At 36.9% G+C, this 24691-nt stretch carries 26 protein-coding genes and 3 pseudogenes; 27 read left to right on the top strand and 2 right to left on the bottom strand.

What is annotated here, in order from left to right; all coding sequences use genetic code 11:
- Positions 1-21 precede the first annotated feature (21 nt).
- Both AT689_RS08750 and dapA read left to right on the top strand, forming a co-directional pair.
- Positions 22-1098, top strand: coding sequence for an aspartate-semialdehyde dehydrogenase (locus AT689_RS08750; protein WP_000542470.1), 1077 nt, complete (start codon positions 22-24; stop codon positions 1096-1098).
- A 55-nt stretch (positions 1099-1153) separates the two neighbouring features.
- Positions 1154-2089 (top strand): 4-hydroxy-tetrahydrodipicolinate synthase, encoded by a 936-nt coding sequence (gene dapA, locus AT689_RS08745; RefSeq protein WP_000121629.1) that lies wholly within the window; start codon positions 1154-1156, stop codon positions 2087-2089.
- A 46-nt stretch (positions 2090-2135) separates the two neighbouring features.
- On the opposite strand, the gene mnmE is transcribed toward dapA, so the two are convergent.
- Positions 2136-3509: a tRNA uridine-5-carboxymethylaminomethyl(34) synthesis GTPase MnmE gene (gene mnmE / locus AT689_RS08740; RefSeq protein ID WP_000632725.1), complete on the bottom strand. Its 1374-nt coding sequence runs from the start codon at positions 3507-3509 to the stop codon at positions 2136-2138.
- A gap of 136 nt (positions 3510-3645) precedes the next feature.
- Positions 3646-3828 carry a 4-oxalocrotonate tautomerase gene (locus AT689_RS08735; protein ID WP_001117401.1) on the bottom strand — a complete coding sequence of 61 codons (183 nt, stop codon included), beginning with the start codon at positions 3826-3828 and terminating at the stop codon, positions 3646-3648.
- Positions 3829-3950: 122 nt separating this feature from the next.
- Here AT689_RS08735 and AT689_RS08730 point away from each other — a divergent pair, with 122 nt between their 5' ends.
- The 25 genes and pseudogenes from AT689_RS08730 (at position 3951) to AT689_RS08615 (ending at position 24643) form a co-directional block, all read left to right on the top strand.
- Entirely contained in the window at positions 3951-4550 is a 600-nt protein-coding gene (locus AT689_RS08730) for a thymidine kinase (RefSeq protein WP_000068146.1), read from the top strand.
- The gene (locus AT689_RS08725; protein WP_000151339.1) at positions 4540-5019 is read left to right on the top strand and encodes a GNAT family N-acetyltransferase; all 480 of its coding nucleotides are present in this window, start codon (positions 4540-4542) and stop codon (positions 5017-5019) included. The genes AT689_RS08730 and AT689_RS08725 overlap by 11 nt, the downstream gene beginning before the upstream one ends.
- A gap of 9 nt (positions 5020-5028) precedes the next feature.
- Complete coding sequence (prfA, locus tag AT689_RS08720) at positions 5029-6108, top strand: peptide chain release factor 1 (protein ID WP_001028801.1); 1080 nt, start codon at positions 5029-5031, stop codon at positions 6106-6108.
- A complete protein-coding gene (gene prmC, locus AT689_RS08715; RefSeq protein WP_000761904.1) occupies positions 6108-6947 on the top strand; it encodes a peptide chain release factor N(5)-glutamine methyltransferase in 840 nt (279 codons plus the stop codon). Before prfA ends, prmC begins: the two co-directional genes overlap by 1 nt.
- Positions 6934-7533 carry an L-threonylcarbamoyladenylate synthase gene (locus AT689_RS08710; protein ID WP_001809176.1) on the top strand — a complete coding sequence of 200 codons (600 nt, stop codon included), beginning with the start codon at positions 6934-6936 and terminating at the stop codon, positions 7531-7533. Before prmC ends, AT689_RS08710 begins: the two co-directional genes overlap by 14 nt.
- Position 7534: 1 nt before the next feature.
- Complete coding sequence (locus AT689_RS08705; RefSeq protein WP_000942936.1) at positions 7535-7966, top strand: GNAT family N-acetyltransferase; 432 nt, start codon at positions 7535-7537, stop codon at positions 7964-7966.
- Between the two features lie 61 nt (positions 7967-8027).
- Positions 8028-9284 carry a serine hydroxymethyltransferase gene (gene glyA, locus AT689_RS08700; RefSeq protein WP_000575514.1) on the top strand — a complete coding sequence of 419 codons (1257 nt, stop codon included), beginning with the start codon at positions 8028-8030 and terminating at the stop codon, positions 9282-9284.
- Between the two features lie 7 nt (positions 9285-9291).
- A complete protein-coding gene (locus tag AT689_RS08695; RefSeq protein ID WP_000356089.1) occupies positions 9292-10266 on the top strand; it encodes a nucleoid-associated protein in 975 nt (324 codons plus the stop codon).
- Complete coding sequence (gene pmp23, locus AT689_RS08690; RefSeq protein WP_000476375.1) at positions 10266-10880, top strand: cell wall hydrolase Pmp23; 615 nt, start codon at positions 10266-10268, stop codon at positions 10878-10880. The genes AT689_RS08695 and pmp23 overlap by 1 nt, the downstream gene beginning before the upstream one ends.
- A 73-nt stretch (positions 10881-10953) precedes the next feature.
- Positions 10954-11928, top strand: coding sequence for a DUF1002 domain-containing protein (locus AT689_RS08685; protein ID WP_001227756.1), 975 nt, complete (start codon positions 10954-10956; stop codon positions 11926-11928).
- A gap of 73 nt (positions 11929-12001) precedes the next feature.
- Positions 12002-13633 carry a 23S rRNA (uracil(1939)-C(5))-methyltransferase RlmD gene (rlmD, locus tag AT689_RS08680; RefSeq protein WP_000914572.1) on the top strand — a complete coding sequence of 544 codons (1632 nt, stop codon included), beginning with the start codon at positions 12002-12004 and terminating at the stop codon, positions 13631-13633.
- 213 nt (positions 13634-13846) lie between these two features.
- Positions 13847-14125, top strand: a complete 279-nt coding sequence (locus AT689_RS08675) for a hypothetical protein (protein ID WP_000710807.1) — start codon at positions 13847-13849, stop codon at positions 14123-14125.
- Positions 14126-14370: 245 nt separating this feature from the next.
- Positions 14371-14589: a helix-turn-helix domain-containing protein gene (locus AT689_RS08670; protein ID WP_001207345.1), complete on the top strand. Its 219-nt coding sequence runs from the start codon at positions 14371-14373 to the stop codon at positions 14587-14589.
- 392 nt (positions 14590-14981) lie between these two features.
- The gene (locus AT689_RS08665) at positions 14982-16007 is read left to right on the top strand and encodes an iron-siderophore ABC transporter substrate-binding protein (RefSeq protein ID WP_000790743.1); all 1026 of its coding nucleotides are present in this window, start codon (positions 14982-14984) and stop codon (positions 16005-16007) included.
- Positions 15997-17004, top strand: a complete 1008-nt coding sequence (locus tag AT689_RS08660; RefSeq protein ID WP_001244693.1) for a FecCD family ABC transporter permease — start codon at positions 15997-15999, stop codon at positions 17002-17004. Before AT689_RS08665 ends, AT689_RS08660 begins: the two co-directional genes overlap by 11 nt.
- On the top strand, positions 17004-18011 hold the full coding sequence (locus AT689_RS08655) for a FecCD family ABC transporter permease (RefSeq protein WP_001180357.1): 1008 nt from the start codon (positions 17004-17006) through the stop codon (positions 18009-18011). Before AT689_RS08660 ends, AT689_RS08655 begins: the two co-directional genes overlap by 1 nt.
- Positions 18011-18805 carry an ABC transporter ATP-binding protein gene (locus tag AT689_RS08650; RefSeq protein WP_000677520.1) on the top strand — a complete coding sequence of 265 codons (795 nt, stop codon included), beginning with the start codon at positions 18011-18013 and terminating at the stop codon, positions 18803-18805. Before AT689_RS08655 ends, AT689_RS08650 begins: the two co-directional genes overlap by 1 nt.
- A 164-nt stretch (positions 18806-18969) precedes the next feature.
- Positions 18970-19140, top strand: a pseudogene (locus AT689_RS13510) (IS3 family transposase); the annotation flags it as partial.
- Positions 19139-19582, top strand: a complete 444-nt coding sequence (locus AT689_RS11980) for a restriction endonuclease subunit S (RefSeq protein WP_306293086.1) — start codon at positions 19139-19141, stop codon at positions 19580-19582. The pseudogene AT689_RS13510 and the gene AT689_RS11980, both read left to right, overlap by 2 nt.
- Positions 19563-19862, top strand: a pseudogene (locus tag AT689_RS12930) (hypothetical protein); the annotation flags it as partial. The gene AT689_RS11980 and the pseudogene AT689_RS12930, both read left to right, overlap by 20 nt.
- A gap of 683 nt (positions 19863-20545) precedes the next feature.
- Positions 20546-20707 carry a hypothetical protein gene (locus tag AT689_RS08635; RefSeq protein WP_000368174.1) on the top strand — a complete coding sequence of 54 codons (162 nt, stop codon included), beginning with the start codon at positions 20546-20548 and terminating at the stop codon, positions 20705-20707.
- A gap of 91 nt (positions 20708-20798) precedes the next feature.
- Positions 20799-22478, top strand: a pseudogene (locus AT689_RS08630) (recombinase family protein).
- A gap of 267 nt (positions 22479-22745) precedes the next feature.
- Positions 22746-23312, top strand: coding sequence for a hypothetical protein (locus AT689_RS08625; RefSeq protein ID WP_000234983.1), 567 nt, complete (start codon positions 22746-22748; stop codon positions 23310-23312).
- Positions 23313-23634: 322 nt separating this feature from the next.
- On the top strand, positions 23635-23823 hold the full coding sequence (locus AT689_RS08620) for a hypothetical protein (protein ID WP_000179769.1): 189 nt from the start codon (positions 23635-23637) through the stop codon (positions 23821-23823).
- Between the two features lie 61 nt (positions 23824-23884).
- Entirely contained in the window at positions 23885-24643 is a 759-nt protein-coding gene (locus AT689_RS08615; protein WP_000262024.1) for an ATP-grasp domain-containing protein, read from the top strand.
- Positions 24644-24691: the final 48 nt, after the last annotated feature.

Below are 24691 nucleotides of genomic sequence, written 5' to 3'. Positions count from 1 at the left end.
AAATTCCGAAAGAGGTTATTTATGGGATATACAGTTGCTGTAGTCGGCGCGACAGGTGCTGTCGGTGCTCAGATGATAAAAATGTTGGAAGAATCAACACTTCCAATCGATAAAATCCGTTACCTTGCTTCTGCACGTTCAGCAGGTAAGTCATTGAAATTTAAAGATCAAGATATTACAATTGAAGAAACGACTGAAACAGCTTTTGAAGGAGTTGATATTGCTCTCTTTTCAGCAGGTGGTTCTACATCAGCTAAGTATGCACCATACGCAGTAAAAGCTGGCGTGGTAGTAGTAGATAATACATCTTATTTCCGTCAAAATCCAGATGTTCCTTTGGTTGTTCCAGAGGTCAATGCTCATGCACTTGATGCTCACAACGGAATCATTGCCTGCCCTAATTGTTCAACAATCCAAATGATGGTGGCTCTTGAGCCGGTTCGCCAAAAATGGGGCTTGGACCGTATCATTGTTTCAACTTATCAAGCCGTTTCAGGTGCTGGTATGGGAGCAATTCTTGAGACACAACGTGAACTTCGTGAAGTCTTGAATGATGGTGTGAAACCATGTGATTTGCATGCGGAAATTTTGCCTTCAGGTGGTGACAAGAAACATTATCCTATCGCCTTTAACGCTCTTCCACAAATTGATGTTTTCACTGATAATGATTACACGTACGAAGAGATGAAGATGACCAAGGAAACTAAGAAAATTATGGAAGATGATAGCATTGCAGTATCTGCAACATGTGTGCGTATTCCAGTCTTGTCAGCTCACTCTGAGTCTGTTTATATCGAAACAAAAGAAGTGGCTCCAATCGAAGAAGTAAAAGCAGCTATCGCAGCCTTCCCAGGTGCTGTTCTTGAAGATGATGTAGCTCATCAAATCTATCCTCAAGCCATCAATGCAGTTGGTTCGCGTGATACCTTTGTTGGTCGTATCCGTAAAGACTTGGATGCAGAAAAAGGAATTCACATGTGGGTTGTTTCAGATAACCTTCTCAAAGGTGCTGCTTGGAACTCAGTTCAGATTGCTGAAACTCTTCATGAACGTGGATTGGTTCGTCCAACAGCCGAATTGAAATTTGAATTAAAATAGTCATATCGTTTAGGAGTTCAGATGAACTCCTTCTTTGAAATAGAGAGGTGTTTTCGTGTCTTATCAAGATTTAAAAGAATGTAAAATCATTACAGCCTTTATTACCCCCTTCCATGAGGATGGTTCCATTAACTTTGATGCTATTCCAGCCTTGATTGAGCATTTATTGGCCCATCATACGGATGGAATTCTTCTCGCAGGAACGACTGCTGAGAGTCCAACTTTGACCCACGATGAGGAGTTGGAGTTGTTTGCGGCTGTACAAAAGGTTGTCAATGGACGCGTTCCTTTGATTGCGGGTGTAGGTACTAATGATACGCGTGACTCTATTGAGTTTGTCAAAGAAGTAGCGGAATTTGGTGGTTTCGCAGCTGGGCTTGCTATTGTTCCTTACTACAACAAACCTTCTCAAGAAGGGATGTATCAGCACTTTAAGACTATTGCAGATGCTTCTGACCTACCAATTATTATCTATAACATTCCAGGGCGTGTAGTTGTCGAATTGACTCCAGAAACCATGCTTCGCTTGGCTGACCATCCAAATATTATCGGTGTCAAAGAATGTACTAGCTTGGCTAATATGGCTTACTTGATTGAGCACAAGCCTGAAGAGTTCTTGATTTATACAGGTGAGGATGGAGATGCTTTCCATGCCATGAACCTTGGGGCGGATGGGGTTATTTCTGTTGCCTCTCATACAAATGGGGATGAAATGCACGAGATGTTTACTGCCATTGCAGAAAGCGATATGAAGAAAGCCGCAGCAATTCAGCGTAAATTCATTCCTAAGGTTAATGCTCTCTTCTCTTATCCAAGTCCTGCTCCAGTTAAGGCAATTCTTAACTATATGGGATTTGAAGCTGGACCCACTCGTCTACCTCTTGTTCCAGCACCAGAAGAAGATGCCAAACGCATTATCAAGGTTGTCGTAGATGGCGACTACGAAGCAACTAAGGCAACTGTAACAGGGGTCTTAAGACCAGATTACTAATAAAGACAATAAAATCCATGACCGAATGAAGGATCATGGATTTTTCTTATTTTCCTAAACAGAATTGGCTAAAGAGTTGGGCAATAAGTTCATCTGGAGCAGCATCCCCAGTGATTTCTCCGAGGATTTCCCAAGTACGAGTCAAGTCAACTTGAAGCAAATCAACTGGCATCCCCAGCTCAAGACCTTGATTAACGGCTTGTAGGCTTTCAACTGCTTTTTCAATCAGGGAAATGTGACGGGCGTTTGACAAGTAGGTAGCATCTTGCTCGACCAAGCCAGCATTTTCAAAGAAGAGGTTGTTGATTCGCTCTTCAATCTTGTCGATGTTTTGGTTTTTAAGGACTGAAATACGGATAACGTCTTCAGGTAGTTTCGAAGTTTCAATCGTTTCTGGCAGGTCGGTTTTATTAAGTAGAATAATGCGATTGGTATCTTGGCTAATTTCAAGAAGTTGTCTGTCTTGCGCAGTCAGTGGTTCACTGGCATTTAGCACTAGTAGAACCAAGTCGGCTTCCTTGAGGGCTTTTTTCGAACGCTCAACACCGATTTGTTCCACTATGTCATCTGTTTCACGAATACCGGCTGTATCAATCAATTTGAGAGGTACACCATTGATGTTGACGTACTCTTCGATGACATCTCGTGTTGTCCCAGCGATATCTGTTACGATAGCCTTGTCCTCACGCAAGAGGTTGTTGAGAAGGCTGGATTTCCCAACGTTGGGACGTCCGATGATAGCTGTTGAAATTCCTTCACGAAGGATTTTGCCGCGACGGGCTGTTCTAAGAAGATTGGTTAGCAATTGCTCAAACTCCATAGTCTTCTCACGGACAACGGCAGTAGTAGCTTCCTCAACATCATCATATTCAGGATAGTCGATATTGACCTCAACTTGGGCAAGTGTATTGAGGATTTCTTGACGGGTATTGTTAATGAGGTCAGAAAGGGAGCCGTCTAATTGTTTGACCGCAATGTTCATGGCCTTGTCAGTCTTGGCACGGATGATATCCATCACAGCCTCTGCCTGTGTCAAGTCTACGCGACCGTTTAAAAAAGCACGTTTGGTAAATTCACCAGGTTCTGCCAACCGAGCCCCTTCACGAATAGCTAGCTGGAGAATTTCATTGGTCACCGCAATCCCACCGTGGGTGTTAATCTCGATAATATCCTCACGAGTGAAGGTCTTTGGAGACTTCATAGCCCCAACCATAACCTCGTCCATGACTTTACCAGTCAGAGGATCAATAATGTGACCGTAGTTGAGAGTGTGGCTGGCAACCTTGTTCAAGTCTTTTCCTTTAAAAATCTTTTGCGCAATAGCAAAACTGTCTGTTCCGCTCAGGCGGACAATACCAATAGCCCCTTCACCTAGTGGAGTAGAGATAGCAGCGATGGTATCAAATTCACGTGTAATCATAATGTTTCCTTTAATTAATAGCTCTTTTCTTGGAAATTCTCCAAGTTTCTTTTCAAATTGTAACAAATTTAGGATATTTCTTCAATGAATGCTACTTGGAGATTGAAAAAGCCTAAGCAATTCTGCTTAAGCTAGCTTATTTAGTACGCATTTCCCCTTGTGGGAAGTAAGTTCCTTCTGGCATGTCGTTGATGATGACATGGACAGCAGATTGAGGGGCTCCAGTGTTGCGGACAACTGCTTCCGTTACTTCCTTAGCAAGAGCTTTCTTTTGCTCGAGCGTGCGTCCTTCAAATAAATCGATGCGTACAAATGGCATAATAGCTTCCTCCACTAGTTTTGATTTCTTCCATTTTACCACATTTTGCCGTTTAAAGCTTAAGAAAATTATGATATACTAGAATGTAGCAAAAATTTAGAAATGGACGTGAAGCAAGAAACATGGCACAGTTGTACTATCGTTATGGGACCATGAACTCTGGTAAAACGATTGAGATTCTCAAAGTGGCCTATAACTACGAGGAGCAAGGAAAAGGTGTTGTCATTATGACCTCGGCTCTGGATACGCGTGACGGTGTTGGCTATGTGTCGAGTCGAATTGGCATGAAACGCCCTGCCCTTGCGATTGAGGAAACAACGGATATCTTTGGCTATATCCGAGACCTACCAGAAAAACCTTACTGTGTTTTGGTCGATGAAGCCCAGTTTCTTAAACGCCACCATGTTTACGACCTAGCTCGTGTTGTGGACGAGTTAGACATACCCGTCATGGCTTTTGGCTTGAAAAATGACTTTCGCAATGAATTGTTCGAAGGTTCCAAATATCTCTTGCTTTTAGCAGACAAGATTGACGAAATCAAGACCATCTGTCAGTATTGCAAGAAAAAGGCGACCATGGTGTTGCGAACACAGGATGGACTGCCCGTTTACGATGGAGAACAGATCCAGATTGGTGGTAACGAAACCTATATCTCAGTTTGCCGTAAACATTATTTTACGCCAATGATAACCTCTAACAAGGAGCAAAACTATGACAATTGAACTAAGAGATGTTACAATGGAAAATTATTTTGATGTTTTAAATTTGGATGTCAAGGAATATCAAAAACAATTCATTGCAACCAACGCAATTAGTTTAGCTGAAGCATACGTCTACACTAAAAATGGAGATTTTGTAGCTACATTGGCAGTTTATGATAATGATGCAATTATAGGTTTTGTGATGATAGCTTATGATAAAAAGATCGGAATTAGTAGTGGAAATTATTTACTATTTCGTTTTATGATTGATAGGAATTTTCAAAATCAAGGATATTTTAAACCAATTATGGATAAAGTACTAGACTATGTTCGAACAGCGCCAGCAGGTTTAAGCAATAAACTTTGGTTGTCTTATGAACCAGAAAATGAACAGGCAAGATTTTGTTACCTCAGTTATGGATTTAAAGAAACTGGGGAAATAGCCGAGAATGAAGTAGTAGCAATCTATGATTTAACAATTGAGAAATAAGGAGAAAAAATGAACATCTATGATCAACTACAAGCTGTAGAAGACCGTTATGAAGAACTAGGAGAATTGCTGAGTGACCCTGATGTCGTTTCAGACACCAAGCGTTTTATGGAGCTTTCAAAAGAAGAAGCTTCCAATCGTGACACCGTAATAGCCTACCGTGAGTATAAACAAGTCCTTCAAAATATCGTCGATGCCGAAGAGATGATTAAGGAATCAGGCGGAGATGCGGACTTGGAAGAAATGGCCAAGCAAGAACTCAAAGATGCCAAGGCTGAAAAAGAAGAATATGAAGAAAAACTGAAAATTTTGCTCCTTCCAAAGGATCCAAACGATGACAAGAATATCATCCTTGAAATCCGTGGAGCAGCTGGTGGAGACGAAGCGGCACTTTTCGCTGGAGATTTGCTAACTATGTACCAAAAGTATGCGGAAGCCCAAGGTTGGCGCTTTGAAGTCATGGAAGCCTCTATGAATGGTGTCGGTGGTTTTAAAGAAGTGGTTGCTATGGTTTCAGGTCAGTCTGTATACTCTAAGCTTAAGTATGAATCAGGTGCCCACCGTGTGCAACGTGTTCCTGTGACAGAAAGCCAAGGCCGTGTTCATACTTCGACAGCGACAGTTCTTGTTATGCCAGAAGTTGAAGAGGTTGAATACGACATTGATCCAAAAGACCTTCGTGTCGACATCTATCACGCCTCTGGTGCTGGTGGACAGAACGTCAATAAGGTTGCGACTGCCGTTCGTATCGTTCACTTGCCAACCAATATCAAGGTTGAGATGCAGGAAGAACGTACCCAGCAGAAGAACCGCGAGAAGGCTATGAAGATTATCCGTGCACGCGTCGCTGACCACTTTGCTCAGATTGCTCAGGATGAACAAGACGCTGAGCGTAAGTCGACAATCGGTACTGGTGACCGTTCAGAACGGATCCGAACTTATAACTTCCCACAAAACCGTGTCACAGACCACCGTATCGGCTTGACCCTCCAAAAACTAGATACGATTTTGTCTGGTAAATTGGACGAAGTTGTGGATGCCTTGGTGCTTTATGACCAAACACAAAAACTAGAAGAATTAAACAAATAATGAAATTAGCTCAATTATTTTCAAATTTTGAAGAAGAGTTGATAAGACAAGGAGAGGAAGCGGAAAGCCTCTCTTTTGTCTATCGTAGTCTGAAAAATCTATCTTTTACAGACTTTATTTTTGCCCTCCAGCAGGAGGTGACAACAGAGGAAGAAAAACAATTTGTAGAAGATATTTACCAGCAACTAGCAGCTCACAAGCCAGCTCAGTACATCATTGGACAGGCAGATTTTTATGGAATGCATTTAAAGGTGGATGAACGGGTTTTGATTCCTCGTCCAGAAACAGAGGAGTTAGTGGAGCTTATTCTAACTGAAAATCTTGAGACGAATCTCTCAGTTCTGGATATTGGAACAGGTAGTGGAGCTATTGCTCTCGCTCTAGCAAAAAATAGACCAGATTGGTCAGTGACAGCAGCAGATGTTTCTCAAGAGGCCTTAGAGCTTGCATCAGAGAATGCTAGCGATCAAAATCTTAATATATTTTTTAAAAAATCTGATTGTTTTGCAGAAATTTCTGAAAAATATGATATAATTGTATCCAATCCACCCTATATCTCTCGTGAAGATGAGTCAGAGGTAGGCTTGAATGTTTTGCATTCGGAGCCTCATCTAGCTCTCTTTGCAGACGAGGATGGCCTAGCTATTTACTGTAGAATTGCGGAAGATGCAAAAGACTATCTCAAGGATGGTGGTAAGATTTACCTTGAAATTGGATACAAGCAAGGTCAAAGTGTTCCCGAACTTTTTAGGAAACATCTTCCTGAAAAAAGAGTTCGAACACTCAAGGACCAATTTGGTCAAGATAGGATGGTCGTGGTTGATGATGGACAGGATTAGACAAGAGTTGGAAAATGGTGGAGCTGTCATTCTGCCTACAGAGACGGTTTATGGTCTTTTTGCCAAGGCCTTAGACGAAAAAGCAGTTGACCATGTTTACCAGCTCAAACGTCGTCCTAGAGACAAGGCGCTCAATCTCAATGTTGCCTCTTTAGAGGATATCTTGCACTTTTCTAAGAATCAGCCAGCTTATCTACAAAAACTTGTAGAGACCTTTTTGCCAGGTCCCTTGACCATTATTCTCGAAGCCAATGACCGAGTTCCCTATTGGGTAAATTCTGACCTTGCAACTATTGGATTTCGGATGCCCAGTCACCCTATCACACTGGATTTAATTCGAGAGACAGGTCCCTTGATTGGGCCGTCTGCCAATATCTCAGGTCAGGCAAGTGGTGTAACCTTTGAACAAATTCTGAAGGATTTTGACCAAGAGGTTCTGGGTCTGGAAGACGATGCTTTTCTAACTGGACAGGATTCAACTATTGTGGATTTGTCTGGAGACAAGGTGAAAATCTTACGCCAAGGCGCAATTAAACGAGAAGATATTCTTGCTCGGTTGCCAGAGATTTCTTTTGAGGAGGCTTGAAATGCTAAGAGATTTGCAAGAAACAGATGTGAAAGCGATATGTGACATCAACCAAGAGGCTTTGGGTTATACTTTTAGTCCAGAGGAAACGGCTAGCCAACTAGCTAGACTGTCTCAGGATTCCCATCATTTCCTACTTGGCTATGAGGATGCAGCTAATCATGTCTTACTTGGATATGTCCACGCTGAAGTTTACGAATCACTCTATTCCAAAGCAGGATTTAATATCTTAGCTTTAGCAGTTTCACCTCAAGCGCAAGGTCAAGGTATCGGTAAAAGTTTACTACAAGGGTTGGAACAAGAAGCCAAAAGATGTGGTTATGGGTTTATCCGCTTAAATTCTGCCAATCATCGTCTGGGTGCTCATGCATTTTATGAAAAAGTTGGCTATACTTGTGATAAAATGCAGAAACGGTTTATTCGCATCTTTTAGTTTGATTTTCTTATTGTAAAATCAAACTAATGGACTAGTCACACAATAAAGGAGAAGACCTATGATTTTTGACAAAGATGATTTTAAAGCATATGATGCTGATCTCTGGAATGCTATTGCCAAAGAAGAAGAACGCCAACAAAATAATATCGAGTTAATTGCTTCGGAAAACGTAGTTTCCAAGGCTGTTATGGCAGCTCAAGGGTCTATCTTGACAAATAAATATGCCGAGGGTTACCCAGGACGCCGTTATTATGGTGGAACTGATGTAGTAGACGTTGTAGAGACTCTTGCTATTGAACGCGCAAAAGAAATTTTCGGTGCTAAATTTGCCAATGTCCAACCACATTCAGGAAGCCAAGCTAACTGTGCGGCTTACATGTCCTTGATTGAGCCAGGTGATACGGTTATGGGAATGGATTTGGCAGCAGGTGGACACTTGACCCACGGAGCTCCAGTTAGCTTCTCTGGTCAAACCTACAACTTTCTTTCCTATAGTGTGGATCCTGAAACGGAACTTTTGGACTTTGATGCTATCTTGAAACAAGCCCAAGAAGTAAAACCAAAACTGATTGTAGCTGGTGCTTCAGCCTATTCTCAAATTATTGACTTTTCAAAATTCCGTGAAATTGCAGATGCTGTTGGGGCTAAGCTTATGGTTGATATGGCCCACATCGCTGGCTTGGTTGCAGCTGGTCTTCACCCAAGCCCAGTGCCATACGCTCATATCACTACAACAACGACCCACAAAACCCTTCGTGGTCCTCGTGGTGGTTTGATTTTGACCAATGATGAGGATTTAGCTAAGAAAATCAATTCAGCTATTTTCCCTGGTATTCAGGGTGGTCCTTTGGAGCATGTTGTGGCTGCTAAGGCAGTTTCCTTCAAAGAAGTTTTGGATCCAGCTTTCAAGGAATATGCTGCCAATGTAATTAAGAACAGCAAGGCTATGGCAGATGTCTTCTTGCAAGACCCTGATTTCCGTATTATTTCAGGTGGAACTGAAAACCATCTCTTCCTTGTTGATGTGACTAAGGTTGTAGAAAACGGAAAAGTTGCTCAAAACTTGCTGGATGAAGTCAATATTACCCTAAATAAAAATTCAATCCCTTACGAAACCTTGTCACCATTCAAGACAAGTGGGATTCGTATCGGAGCAGCAGCTATTACTGCACGTGGATTTGGTGAAGAAGAAAGTCGCAAAGTGGCTGAACTCATCATTAAAACCCTTAAGAATTCAGAAAATGAGGCTGTATTAGAAGAAGTGAGAAGTGCAGTCAAAGAATTGACAGATGCCTTCCCATTATACGAGGAATAAAACTTTTATGGACATTTATATTAAGAAAGCCATTATTCACCAGTTCAGTCCGGATGATACCGAGCTGTTCTTAGCAGATAAGTTTCTCAATATTACTCCAAAAATCGAAGAATACCTACGTAAAAAAATTGAACATGTGTATTCAGATGAAGCCAAGACTGGGATTTTCGAAGAAGAAAATCCCTTCTTCAATCATATTACAGACGATTTGTTGGAGACATCAGTAACGCTGGCTAATCTCTGGAAAGAGGAGTTTAGCATTTCTGAAAATCTCAAGACCAATGACTTGATTTTTGTTCAATTTTCTAAAGAAGGTGTAGAACATTTCGCTTTCTTGCGAATTGCCCTGCGGGAGACCTTGACCCACCTCGGAGGAGAAGTTGATAATCCAATCAAGCTGACTCAGAATAACCTGCCTGGATTTGGAACGGGTGCTGACGAGGCCTTGGTGGTCAATCTTCAGAGTCGCAAGTATCACCTGATTGAAAAACGAATCAAGTACAACGGGACTTTTTTGAACTATTTTTCAGATAATCTTCTTGCTGTCGCTCCTAAGATTTCTCCTAAAAAATCTATCAAGGAACTGGAAAAAACAGCCCAGAGAATTGCTGAATCTTTTAACACAGATGATTTTCAATTTCAATCCAAGGTCAAATCAGCGATTTTCAACAACCTAGAAGAAAGCAATGAATTGTCACCTGAGAAATTGGCTAATGACCTTTTTGACAACAATCTGACGGCTCGTTTGAGCTTTATTGACCAAGTCAAAGAAGCCGTACCAGAACCTGTTCAATTTGATGAAATTGATGCAAGTCGCCAATTAAAGAAATTTGAAAACCAAAAACTCTCCTTATCAAATGGAATTGAGCTCATCGTTCCCAATAACGTCTATCAAGACGCCGAGTCTGTTGAGTTTATCCAAAACGAAAATGGAACCTACTCTATCTTAATCAAAAATATCGAGGATATCCAAAGTAAATAATGTTTAAACGAATTCGAAGAGTGCTTGTACTAGCAGTCTTCCTTTTTGCTGGCTATAAAGCTTACCGCGTTCATCAAGATGTCAAACAAGTCATGACCTATCAACCCATGGTGCGAGAAATCTTGAGTGAAAAAGACACCCCAGCAAACGAAGAGCTTGTGCTTGCTATGATTTATACTGAAACAAAAGGAAAAGAAGGCGATGTTATGCAGTCTAGTGAGTCTGCAAGTGGTTCCACCAACACCATCAATGATAATGCCTCTAGCATTCGGCAAGGCATTCAAACTCTGACAGGCAATCTCTATCTGGCGCAGAAGAAGGGTGTAGATATCTGGACAGCTGTTCAAGCCTATAATTTTGGACCTGCCTATATCGATTTTATCGCCCAAAATGGCAAGGAAAATACCTTGGCTCTAGCCAAACAGTACTCTCGTGAGACTGTTGCCCCCTTGCTTGGTAATACGACTGGAAAGACTTATAGTTATATTCACCCCATTTCCATTTTTCACGGTGCTGAACTCTATGTAAATGGAGGAAATTATTATTATTCTAGACAGGTACGACTTAACCTTTACATCATCAAATGTTTCACTCTCTTTTCAACATCTGGCTAGACCAGGTGTTTTTGTTATAAGTTTTCTTTAAGATAGATATATTACTATAAAGAAGTAAAGGAGGAAATTCCCTATGAGAAAGAAACTCTTTCTGACTAGTGCTGCGGTCTTGTGGGCAGTAACAGCTATGAATAGCGTCCATGCAGCAACAGATGTTCAAAAAGTTATCGATGAAACCTATGTCCAACCTGAATATGTCCTAGGTTCCTCCCTATCTGAAGACCAAAAAAATCAAACTCTTAAAAAACTGGGCTACAATGCCTCAACAGATACCAAAGAACTCAAGACCATGACACCTGATGTTTATTCTAAAATCATGAATGTGGCCAATGACTCTAGCTTACAGTTGTATTCATCAGCCAAGATTCAAAAGCTAGGTGACAAATCGCCACTTGAGGTCAAGATTGAAACACCAGAAAATATCACTAAGGTGACTCAGGATATGTACCGAAACGCAGCAGTAACGCTGGGTATGGAACATGCCAAAATCACTGTAGCAGCCCCTATTCCAGTTACAGGAGAAAGTGCTTTAGCAGGGATTTACTATTCGCTAGAGGCTAATGGAGCCAAGGTGCCACAAGCTAATAAAGATTTGGCTCAAGAAGAGCTAAAAGCTTTGTCAGATATCAATGCTGAAAACAAGGACAAATCAGGCTATGATGCTAATAAATTAAACGTTGCCCTAGCTGATATCAAGTCAGGACTCGCCAAAGCTAAAGAAAGCAAGGGAAATCTGACAGAAGAAGATATCCGCAAGATTGTTGAAGATACCTTAAAAAATTACAAACTTGATCAGGTCATAACAGGAAACCAGATCAATATCATCATCAATTTTGCCTTGAATCTCTCAAAGAGTGATATCCTCAGCAATGCAGATTTCACTAAAACCCTAAATGACCTTAAACAAAGCATCGTATCACAAGCTGGCGACAGTTTTAAAAATATCAACCTTAACTTTGATGCGGATAAGGCGCTAGAGGACGGTGGTAACTTCTTAAGCTCCCTCTGGCAAGCCCTTGTCAACTTCTTCAAGAGTTTTGGTTCTTAAGAAATTTCATGGTATAATGGATGGTAACCGTAACGTTACCGTCTTTTTTGTCGGCCAATAGAAAGAGAAAAGAATGTTAAAGAAAAATGATATTGTAGAAGTTGAAATTGTTGACTTGACCCATGAAGGGGCAGGAGTTGCCAAGGTAGATGGTTTGGTCTTTTTTGTAGAGAATGCTTTACCGAGTGAAAAAATTCTCATGCGTGTCCTCAAGGTCAATAAAAAGATTGGCTTTGGAAAAGTTGAAAAATACCTTGTCCAGTCACCACACCGTAATCAAGATCTAGATTTGGCTTACCTGCGTTCAGGAATCGCGGATTTAGGACACCTTTCTTATCCAGAACAGCTCAAGTTTAAAACCAAGCAAGTCAAGGACAGTCTCTACAAGATTGCTGGAATTGCAGATGTAGAAGTTGCTGAAACGCTTGGTATGGAACATCCAGTCAAGTATCGCAATAAGGCGCAGGTGCCCGTTCGTCGAGTGAATGGTGTCTTGGAAACAGGATTTTTCCGTAAGAATTCGCACGACCTCATGCCCCTTGAAGATTTCTTTATCCAGGATCCTGTCATTGACCAAGTCGTAGTAGCTCTTCGAGACCTGCTCCGTCGTTTTGATTTAAAACCTTATGACGAAAAGGAACAGTCTGGATTGATTCGGAATCTTGTGGTGCGTCGTGGTCACTATTCAGGACAAATCATGGTCGTTTTGGTGACAACTCGTCCAAAAGTTTTTCGTGTTGACCAATTGATTGAACAAGTTATCAAGCAGTTCCCAGAGATTGTGTCTGTCATGCAAAATATCAACGACCAGAATACCAATGCGATTTTTGGTAAGGAGTGGCGCACTCTTTATGGTCAAGACTATATTACGGACCAGATGTTGGGAAATGACTTCCAAATCGCTGGCCCAGCCTTTTACCAAGTCAATACTGAAATGGCGGAGAAACTCTATCAAACAGCCATTGACTTTGCAGAGTTAAAAAAAGATGACGTGGTTATTGATGCTTATTCTGGTATTGGAACCATTGGTTTATCAGTCGCCAAGCATGTCAAAGAAGTCTACGGTGTTGAACTGATTCCAGAAGCGGTTGAGAATAGTAAAAAAAATGCTCAGCTGAACAATATTTCAAACGCCCACTATGTCTGTGACACAGCTGAAAATGCTATGAAGAATTGGCTTAAAGATGGGATTCAACCAACCGTTATCTTGGTTGATCCTCCACGCAAGGGCTTGACAGAAAGCTTTATCAAAGCAAGCGCCCAAACAGGAGCCGATCGCATCGCCTATATCTCCTGCAATGTCGCAACCATGGCGCGTGATATCAAACTCTACCAAGAATTGGGATATGAATTGAAGAAAGTCCAGCCGGTGGATCTATTTCCTCAAACGCATCACGTCGAGACGGTAGCACTTTTGTCCAAACTTGATGTCGATAAGCACATAAGTGTTGAAATTGAGCTGGATGAGATGGATTTGACAAGTGCGGAGAGCAAAGCAACATATGCTCAAATCAAAGAATATGTTTGGAATAAATTTGAATTAAAAGTTTCGACATTATATATTGCACAGATAAAAAAGAAATGTGGAATAGAATTACGAGAACATTACAACAAGTCTAAAAAGGATAAACAAATTATTCCACAGTGTACACCTGAAAAAGAAGAAGCCATCATGGATGCTTTGAGACACTTCAAAATGATTTAATAGAAAAGAATGACAGTATATGACTTTCTGCATTTATTACATTCCTACTTGGTATAGGAACAGCTATTATTCCTTTCTTGCAAGGTATCAATTAGAAAATAGGCTCAATATAAAGATTGATAGGATCATTTTTATATTTAAAGGAGCGTTGAAATGATTGATAAAGGCAACAAAAAATTTTAGGATAAATTTGCTAAGTTGTATGCCCCTTTTATGAAAAAAGATAAAGAGGTTTATGATAAAGTTTGTGAATATCTTAGTCCTCATTTGAATAAAGATATGGAGGTGCTTGAACTTGCTTGTTGGTTTCGTGTCATAACAGTTATAGAGGCAAATAGTTATGTAAATATAAGGAGTTCAAGACTTCTACCAAAGTTTAAAACTCAAAAAATAAATAGTTGGTATGCTGCTTACAATATCCATTTTAATAATGGATATTGTAAGCAGCATACCAATGAATTTAAAGATTCTTTAAAGAGTCTTATTTTGTGATGAAAATTTAATATGTAAATCTCAGACGATAGAAATTAAAAACTCTATCGTCTTTTTTATACTCAAAATTAGGAGGTAAAAATGGTAAGGATAAGAGGTCCCACTTAAAACAATTTATGGCAAAATAAGGACGGAATAACACAACAAATTCTCTAAAACAAATCACTAAATCAATGTAAGATTGAATAAAATCAATATTTATGCTATAATTAAATAAATCTAATGAAGAAAAAAAGAGGGATATTATGGCACTTAACTATAAACCATTATGGATACAGTTAGCAAAAAAAGGACTAAAGAAAACAGATGTAATAGCTATGGCAGGACTTACAACAAATGTTATGGCACAAATGGGAAAGGATAAACCAATTACATTTAAGAATTTAGAAAGAATATGTAAGGCTTTATCTTGCACTCCTAATGATATTATTAGTTTTGAAGATAATTTTAGTGACGAGGAATAGAAAATGACTTTAAGGACAGAAGATCAAGTTAGGGATTATGCAAGAGAAGTATAGGCTTTAATGAAGTTGAAGAAAACATCAATCAAGGTACTGGTCAAATAACTACTTTTAATCAATTAGGCTTCAAGGGATATTCAGATAAGCCAGATGGTTGGTATTTACCTAAAAATATGAATGATGTAGCAATAATCCTTGAAACAAAATCAGAAGAAAGAGATATTAGCAAACAAATTTTTATTGATGAGTTAATGAAAAATATAGACATAATTTAACTAAAAATAAAAACTAGATCCTTTTTTGAAAAAATTATATTATTAAATTTGTAACTGTATCTATTGACAATGATAATTATTATCGATACAATAGACTTGAAATATGTTTAAGGAGTTTTTATGAAAAACAAATTTTTTCTAATAGCTATTTTAGCTATGTGTATAGTTTTTAGCGCTTGTTCTTCTAATTCTGTTAAAAATGAAGAAAATACTTCTAAAGAGCATGCGCCTGATAAAATAGTTTTAGATCATGCTTTCGGTCAAACTATATTAGATAAAAAACCTGAAAGAGTTGCAACTATTGCTTGGGGAAATCATGATGTAGCATTAGCTTTAGGAATAGTTCCTGTTGGATTTTCAAAAGCAAATTACGGTGTAAGTGCTGATAAAGGAGTTTTACCATGGACAGAAGAAAAAATCAAAGAACTAAATGGTAAAGCTAACCTATTTGACGATTTGGATGGACTTAACTTTGAAGCAATATCAAATTCTAAACCAGATGTTATCTTAGCAGGTTATTCTGGTATAACTAAAGAAGATTATGACACTCTATCAAAAATTGCTCCTGTAGCAGCATACAAATCTAAACCTTGGCAAACTTTATGGAGAGATATGATTAAAATTGATTCAAAAGCCTTAGGTATGGAAAAAGAAGGTGATGAGTTAATCAAAAATACTGAAGCTCGTATATCCAAAGAATTAGAAAAACATCCAGAAATCAAAGGAAAAATCAAAGGAAAAAAAGTATTATTTACTATGATTAATGCTGCAGATACATCAAAATTCTGGATTTATACTAGCAAAGATCCAAGAGCAAATTATTTAACAGATTTAGGTCTAGTTTTCCCTGAATCATTAAAAGAATTTGAGAGTGAAGATAGTTTTGCAAAGGAAATTTCTGCAGAAGAAGCAAATAAGATAAATGATGCTGATGTAATCATAACTTATGGTGATGATAAAACTCTTGAAGCTTTACAAAAAGATCCTCTTTTAGGTAAAATAAATGCAATTAAAAATGGTGCCGTTGCTGTAATTCCAGATAATACACCGTTAGCAGCCTCATGCACTCCAACACCACTTTCAATAAACTATACTATTGAAGAATACCTAAATCTTTTAGGAAATGCATGCAAAAATGCGAAATAAAAAACAAATAAACCTAGGCATAATTTTTGTAATCTGCCTAGGTCTTCTTATTACAATATTTTTGTCATTAAAGCTTGGAACAAAAGAAATTAATATCAGAGATTTTTTAGCAGCTTTTGGAATGGGTAATACAAATGATGATTTTATTAAATCAATTATATATAAAAGAATACCTAGAACTATTTTTGCAATTTTAGCAGGTTCTAGTCTTGCCATAAGCGGTGTATTGATGCAATCAGTTACTAGAAACCCAATAGCTGATCCAGGTATACTCGGTATAAACACAGGAGCAAGTCTTAGTGTAGTAATTGGTCTTTCTTTTTTAGGAATTTCATCAAGCATAAGCCATATAAGTTTTGCAATCATTGGTGGCTTAGTAAGTGCAATTTTTGTATACGCGATTGCTGTAAGCGGAAAAGCAGGCCTTACCCCTATAAAACTTGCCTTATCAGGAACTTGTGTTAGTATGGCTTTAAGCAGTTTTGTAAGTTTTTTAATTTTACCGAATAATAACGTCTTAGACAAATTTAGATTTTGGCAAATAGGTAGCCTTGGAGCAGCTACATTATCTTCTATATCTACACTACTACCTTTTATAATTTTAGGTCACTTGATAGCTATATTTATTTCATCAGATTTAAACGCTTTAGCTATGGGTGATGAAATGGCTGTTGGTCTTGGAGTTAATGTTAATAGGATAAGATCACTTGCAATAATTGCAAGTGTGCTTTTATGTTCAAGTATTACTGCAATTGGTGGACCTATTGGCTTCGTAGGTCTTATAGTTCCTCACTTTTGTGGCTTATTTATAAGCAAAGATATACGCACAATGACCATTTCTTCATCTTTTATAGGTGCAGAGCTCTTGCTTATATGTGATATAATCGGCCGTATGTTAGGTAAACCAGGTGAAATTGAAGTAGGGATAATTACTGCAATAATCGGGGGTCCAGTACTTATTTATGTAACTATGAAAAATAGAGGGGTTAATAACTAATGCAAAATTTAATTATAGGTATTCAAAAAAGAAAAAATAGAATAACACTATTTTCCTCACTATTTTTATTAATAATAATCAGTCTATCATTTTTCATTTTACTTATCGGAGATGAAAGTTATTCTTTTTCAACTTTGATTAAAGTCTTAAATAGTGAAACTGTTCCTGGAGCTAGTTTTTCGATTATGGAAATTAGATTACCAAAATTATTAGCAGGAATTATAGCTGGCTGGTCTTTTGGATTGGCAGGATTTATCTTTCAAACTATGTTAAGAAATCCTCTTGCAAGTCCTGATATAATCGGTGTCACAAGTTCTTCATCTATTGCAGCGGTCTTTTGCATATTGGTATTAAAAACAAATAGTTTAACTACTGGAATTATTTCAATAACTTGTGGACTAACATCATCTTTAATATTATTTTTACTAGCTAAAAAAGATGGTTTTTCAGCAGCAAGACTGATAATATTAGGCATTGGTTTTCAAGCTGTCACAAGAGCAGGCACCTCATTTTTATTGTTGAAAGTAGCAAGATATGAATTACAAGAAGTTATGAGATGGCTCAGTGGCTCTTTATCTTTTACAAAGTTAGATGACATACCTCTTGTTCTAATAGTAAGTATTATTGCTACTATATTAGTTTTATTTTTTAATAAAAGACTAGAAATTATTGAACTTGGTGAAGAAATAGCAATCGGACTTGGAGCAAATCCCGAGCTTTCAAGGCTTGTTTTAATTTTTTGCGCTGTATCTTTAACTGCTTTTTCTACTTCAATTACAGGACCAATAGCTTGTATATCTTTTTTAGCTGGTCCCATAGCCTTAAATATTGGCAAGAAAAGAAGCCCAATATTAGCTGGATTGGTTGGAATTTTACTAGTTTTGTTATCAGACATATTCTCTCAAAATATTTTACCAGCTAGATATCCAGTAGGTGTTGTAACTGGCTTGTTAGGTTCACCATACTTAATATACTTACTAATAAAAATGAACAGGAGGAATATATAATGAAAGGTCTGTGGTCAAATAATCTTACCTGCGGTTATGATGAAAAAATAATCTTGGAAAATATAAATATAAAAATACCTGAAGAAAAAATATCAGTTATTATTGGGTCAAATGGTTGTGGGAAATCAACACTCATTAAAACCTTGTCTCGACTTATAAAGCCATTAGAGGGAGAAGTATTGCTCGATAATAAATCAATTAATTCTTATAAAGAAAAAGATTTAGCAAAACACATAGCTATATTACCTCAATCTCCAATAATCCCTGAATCAATAACAGTAGCTGATCTTGTAAGCCGTGGTCGTTTCCCCTACAGAAAGCCTTTTAAGAGTCTTGGAAAAGATGACCTTGAAATAATAAACAGATCAATGGTTAAGGCCAATGTTGAAGATCTAGCAAATAACCTAGTTGAAGAACTTTCTGGGGGTCAAAGGCAAAGAGTATGGATAGCTCTAGCCCTAGCCCAAGATACAAGTATCCTACTTTTAGATGAGCCAACTACTTACTTGGATATCTCATATCAAATAGAACTATTAGACCTCTTGACTGATCTAAACCAAAAATATAAGACAACCATTTGCATGATTTTGCACGATATAAATCTAACAGCAAGATACGCTGATTACCTATTTGCAATTAAAGAAGGTAAACTTGTTGCAGAGGGAAAGCCTGAAGATATACTAAATGATAAACTAGTTAAAGATATCTTTAATCTTGAAGCAAAAATTATACGTGACCCTATTTCCAATTCGCCTCTAATGATTCCTATTGGCAAGCACCATGTTAGCTCTTAATAATTGAATATCGGAATTCATTTAAAAGTCGCAAATTTTGAACTGACCCTCAAAAGTTAGGCCAAAAAACTAACTAAAGGAGGTCAGTTTTTTAATGGCAAATACAGCACAGAATTTAAGATAAAATTAGTAAAAGAATATCATGAATGAAAAATAGGATATAGAGAATAACAGCAATATTAAAAAGATCAGGACTGATAATAAACAAAAAGAAAGTACAACGACTAGTTCAAAAGCTAAAACTTCAAGTAAAAAGTTATTCAAGAAAATCTAGAAAATACTCATCCTACAAAGGACAGGTAGGAAAAATATCGGACAACAAAATAAAAAGAAATATTTATTACCGAAAAAAAGGGGAAATCGAGTCAAGTACCAACAGGCTCATCTATTCCAAAAAGATATTTACTCGATGGAAAAACTCCTAGAATTAGTGCTACAAATATTGACAATGGTATCTTAGGTTACTACGAAGATATAGATGATAAAAATTATAGAGTTTTTGAAAATTTTATATCTGTTTCATTTTTAGGAGCAGTCTTTTATCATAAATATAAAGCAAGCCTAGATATGAAAATTCATTGTTTAAAATTAAAAAATAAAGAATTGAATAAAGAAGTAGCATTCTATTTAACTTCAATTATTAGGCAAGCTTTAAAAAATACTGAATATAAAGATCAAATATCTAGCACAGTATTGCCAGATATCAAAATTAAATTACCGATAGACAGTAGAGGTACTCCAGATTGGAATTACATGGAAAGATATAGAGATAGATAAAGAGAGAGAGGGAGAGATAGATAAAAAGTCCACCCCCATTTTTTATGGAGAATTCAAAAATGTAAGGTTAAGCAAAGAAGAATATAAAAATCTAAAAGAAAAATTAAACTCACACACAGATATAATGATAAATAAACTATCCAGATACATGGAAAGCAGTGGTAAGACCTATCAAAACCACTATGTGACAATCTTAAAATGGTATGAAGAAGATAAAGACAAACTAAGACAGAAAGGTTTAAATAAAAAAATGAATTATGATGTAGGAGAATCTTTATAGATAAAAAGAGGTGGAAAGGCACTATTAAAGACTTTAAGTCTAAAAAGGTATCAAAGTATGCCAGAGATAAAAAAATATAAATATGACACTTTAAAGGCGATTAGAAAATTAAAGAAATGCTAGAAGACTTTTAGATGACAGTTACCAAGAGGGTCTAATTTTCACTGCTACTTATGCAGTGGGAATTTGACCTTTTTATATAAGCAAATTCTATTTCAAAATTGGTTACCAAGAAAGACTTCTTTTCACTGTTAAGTATAAGAGGGTAATTTATAGAATTTTGTTACATTAAGATAAATATTTTCTGATGGTCAAATTTTAAAAAGATTAATAACTCTCGATAAATTTTGAACCTTAACAATTGAATAGACCAAGACAAGACGTTAATTATTTTTGGAGCGTAATAACCTATCCGTCAAGATCTTTCGGCTGAATAATTCGGCAAAAAAAGTTCTGCTAAGTAAAAAGAAAGTGAGCGATAAGTAAGAGTTTGAATATAGGGAGGGATACCCTATCCGCTATGAAGAAAATGAGGATAATGATACTTCTAAGGTTGAAGCCGGCTCATCCGGAATAGAGGCGGAGGTGAGATTCCTATGTTGCTAATCCAAAGCACTTGTCAATGTCAAAAAACTTAATTAAACAAATAATTATTAGATATAAAACTTTAGAGGAGGTATATATTGGACAATGACTGGAATGGATTGGCTGATTTAATAGCAAATCTGATTGCAAAATATGCTGGTGCTTTAGATTTAGATAATCTACCCGATCCAACGCCAGCAAAAAATCAAGAGATGAAAAATAGTTTTGACATGGCAAAAACACAAATTGAGACGGACTAATAAAAGTGTTATAATATACTTGAAATGATAGTCCAAACTTAAATTAAAAAAATTATATATGATATAGAAAAATTATATTGAGGTTAATACTATGTCAAAAGAAAAAATAAAAGTATACCTCTATACACGAGTATCTACGTCAATACAGATAGAGGGGTATTCGTTAGAGGCACAAAAATCACGAATGAAAGCTTTTGCTATTTACAACGATTATGAAATTGTTGGAGAGTATGAAGATGCCGGGAAGTCTGGCAAGTCTATTGAAGGTAGAATACAGTTCAATCGAATGATGGAAGATATAAAATCTGGAAAAGATGGAGTATCTTTTGTTCTTGTGTTTAAGTTATCAAGATTTGCAAGAAATGCCGCTGATGTTCTTTCTACACTTCAGATAATGCAGGATTATGGAGTTAATCTTATCTGCGTTGAAGATGGCATTGATTCATCTAAAGATGCTGGGAAACTAATGATTTCTGTTTTATCAGCTGTGGCTGAAATAGAAAGAGAAAACATCCGTATTCAAACAATGGAAGGTTGCATTCAAAAAGCAAGGGAAGGAAAATGGAATGGTGGCTTTGCTCCGTATGGATATAAACTTGAAGACGGCAAGCTGTTTATAAATGAGGAAGAGGCAGTTGCAATAAGAACGATTTTCGACCAGTATGTAAATACTACGATAGGAGCCAATGGGATATCTAAATACTTAGAGAATCATGGAATTAGAAAAATCCCAAGACAGAATGGTAAGAATCCTTTGTTTGATGCAGGTCTTATAAGAAAGATATTAAAGAATCCTGTATATAATGGGAAAATAGCATTTGGAAGAAGAACTTTAGAAAAAGTTCATGGTACAAGAAATGAATATAAGCAGGTTGAACAAGATGAATATCTAATATCTGAAGGGATACATGAAGCTATAGTTTCCGATGAAGTTTGGTAAGCTGCTCAGGTTAAGCTAAAATCTCAAGCAAAGAAATATGAGCATGTGAATAAAGGAAAAGATACACGCACACACTTGCTTTCTGGAATTGTAAAATGCCCGATATGTGGAGTGGGAATGTTTGGGAACAAGTGTATCAAGAAAAAGAAAGATGGCACAAAGTATAAAGATTTTTATTACTATGGTTGTAACCATAGGCAGATGATAAGAGGTCATAAGTGTACATTCAGTAAGCAAATTAGAGAAGAATTGTTAGATGATGCTGTTGCAGAGGTGATTGTCAAGATAGTAAGTAATCCGAAATTTGCTTCTATGATGCAAGAAAAAATCAACATGAAGGTGGATACCTCTGAAATAGAAAAAGAAATAGATAATTACCAAAAGGAATTGAGAAAGAGTCATTCTACAAAGTTTAAGCTAATTGAGGAAATAGATAATTTAGATGTTGAAGATAAGCATTATAAGAGAAGGAAACAGGATTTAGATGATAGACTATATCGTATGTATGACAAAATAGATGAATTAGAATCATCACTAATTGATGCGAAAGCAAAGAAACAGACTATTGAAGCTGAAAAGCTTACAGGAGATAACATATATAAGGTTCTGATCTATTTTGATAAGCTCTATAAAGTCATGAATGATGTAGAGCGTAGGCAGTTAATTTCAGCTTTGATTTCTGAAATTCAAGTTTATGAAGAAAAACAATCTAACGGACAATGGCTAAAATCCATTACTTTTAAGCTACCAATTATAGAAGAAAATCTCAACATAGATTTGGACAATGATGAACAAGTTGAATGTGTAAGTTTATTAGAGAAACGTAGTTAATCCTCAAAAGGTTCCCCAAACTTTTTGAGTCCCACTGACGCATCACGCTGAGGCGGTATCACTGCTTGTACGAGTTGAAGCATCAGCGAAGTAAAAGTAGATGTTCAGCCAATGCGACGAGGTGAGACCGAAGGTCGATAAGGTGTGTTCTGGGTATAGGACTCGTAAAGTAAGTAGGAAATATGATGAGATGATACAGAGAGCCTGAATTGGTCAGGTGACGTGCTTATTTACATTAGCCTGATAATGAAAATGGAGAGATTATCGATGGTTATATTGGAATTGTACCAAAATGATTATTCTAAAGATTTAGTAGCATTTGATTCCATAGAAGATGGGAAAGCCTTTGTAGCTCAAATCCCGGGATACACTCTGGAAACAGAAGATGGTTTTGAAGTGGAGTATTTTAATCCTAAAAACATACCGGATTATATGGAAATTATTTTTAACGGAAATATTGTTCCTTTATCTAAATTTATGTTCGATCCTGAGGAAAATGTAAACATTATTTGGAAAGAGATTTCAAATTTATCCCTCAAAAATGATAGAGTGATCGAAGGATATTCAAAAATTGATGCATATGTCGTTAACAACCATGAAGTTAAAGCCTATGTCGAAACAAGAGAAACGAACTATCGTAAAGCAAAAGACTTCTTAGAAAGCCGCGGATATGAAATCGACAGAAGCTTTTTCGGAAGTGAAGACGGTGAAGCGATTCTTTACAGAAAAAAAGGGATCGAAGTTTGGCATTTCTTGTGTCACTTAGACCCAATGTTTGTAGAGATTGAAGATGTAGAAGGATATGTTAAAGAAGAAGTTGGAGAGATTCAATAGTCAACCAAAGTTCCTTGTGAGTATATACCTTTGCTAGTAAAAGAGTCAAAACGTTATAACGAAGGGGGGGGAAGAAAACCCTTGAGTGTAAGTCTTTTTCTTGTTTAGAGGGAAAGTATTAGAGTAGCCGCTCATAATTTATACTAGATTTGATAACTGATTTGAGACAGATTTTATTTCTATAAATATTGTGAAAATTTTTTAATACCAAAGATTTAAAGTTACTGTGTTAAAAATCCTCTCCACTTTTAAACTAATGTATTATAAAAGCCAGTTGACACAAGTGTTACACCTGTGATAGAATTAACTCGAGGTGATGAAAATGGCAACCGATAAAAATAGAATAATGATTAGCTTGGATGATAAAAATCTAGAGAAACTTGAAAATTTAGTAGAAGATGCTAGAGATAGAAGGGGAATGCGACTAACAAAGTCCCAGGTTATTGAATTACTCCTAAATACCGTTGATTATTTCGATGATATTATGGGGGCTATTTACTCAAAAAAATAAGAGCAAAATTGCTATTATTTTTTACAAATTGGTGTAACACTAGTGATATAGGAGTGATGAAATGGTTGTTTATATTAGACAAAGTAAATTACCAAGTGAGGTTTCAATTAATAAATACAATGCTCAAGTAGGTGCCTACTTACAAGGAGAAGAAGTTATTTTATATCAATCTTTTTCTGAAATAAAAGAGTTAACAAGTGAAGATATAGTTGTAGATTATATAATGGAGACTAGAGCATTACTAAAAATGATGGGCTTAAACGTTCCGGTTCATGACTATCCTATTGAGCTTAAAGAGTTTTATGGTCGAAAGATTTATGCTGGTATTTTAGGAGAGATTGTGAATATACCTGATAATTGGGGAAAATTTATTAAGCCTAAAGCTGGTTCAAAAGTCTTTACTGGAAGAGTTGTTAATGGAACCCATGATTTAATAGGTATTGGTCTACCTTTCGACTATCCTATATGGATTAGTGAGGTTGTAGAATTCATAGCTGAATGGCGTTGTTTTGTGTTAGATGGTCGCGTATTAGATGTTCGACCCTATACAGGTGATTATCATGCACAATTTGATGCAAGTGTAATTGATGAAGCGATATCATGTTGGAAAGATGCGCCAATAGCTTATGGACTAGATATCGGTGTTACTCGCGATGGCAGAACACTTGTTGTTGAAGTAAATGATGGTTATGCATTGGGAAATTATGGCCTATCTCCTTTAAAATCAATCAATTTTCATAGAGCTAGGTGGAAAGAAATGGTAAAACCCTATTTTGAAAAAAATGAAATTTTTAAAATCCAACAGGATGTTATTTTCTAAAATAAATATGGTAGATAACCAATATAAAAAGCATCAAAATGAACAAGG

It is taken from the genome of Streptococcus pneumoniae, assembly GCF_001457635.1.
Classification (GTDB): domain Bacteria; phylum Bacillota; class Bacilli; order Lactobacillales; family Streptococcaceae; genus Streptococcus; species Streptococcus pneumoniae.
Note: the sequence above shows the minus strand (reverse complement) of the source record. Positions and strands in the feature narration are given on the sequence as shown.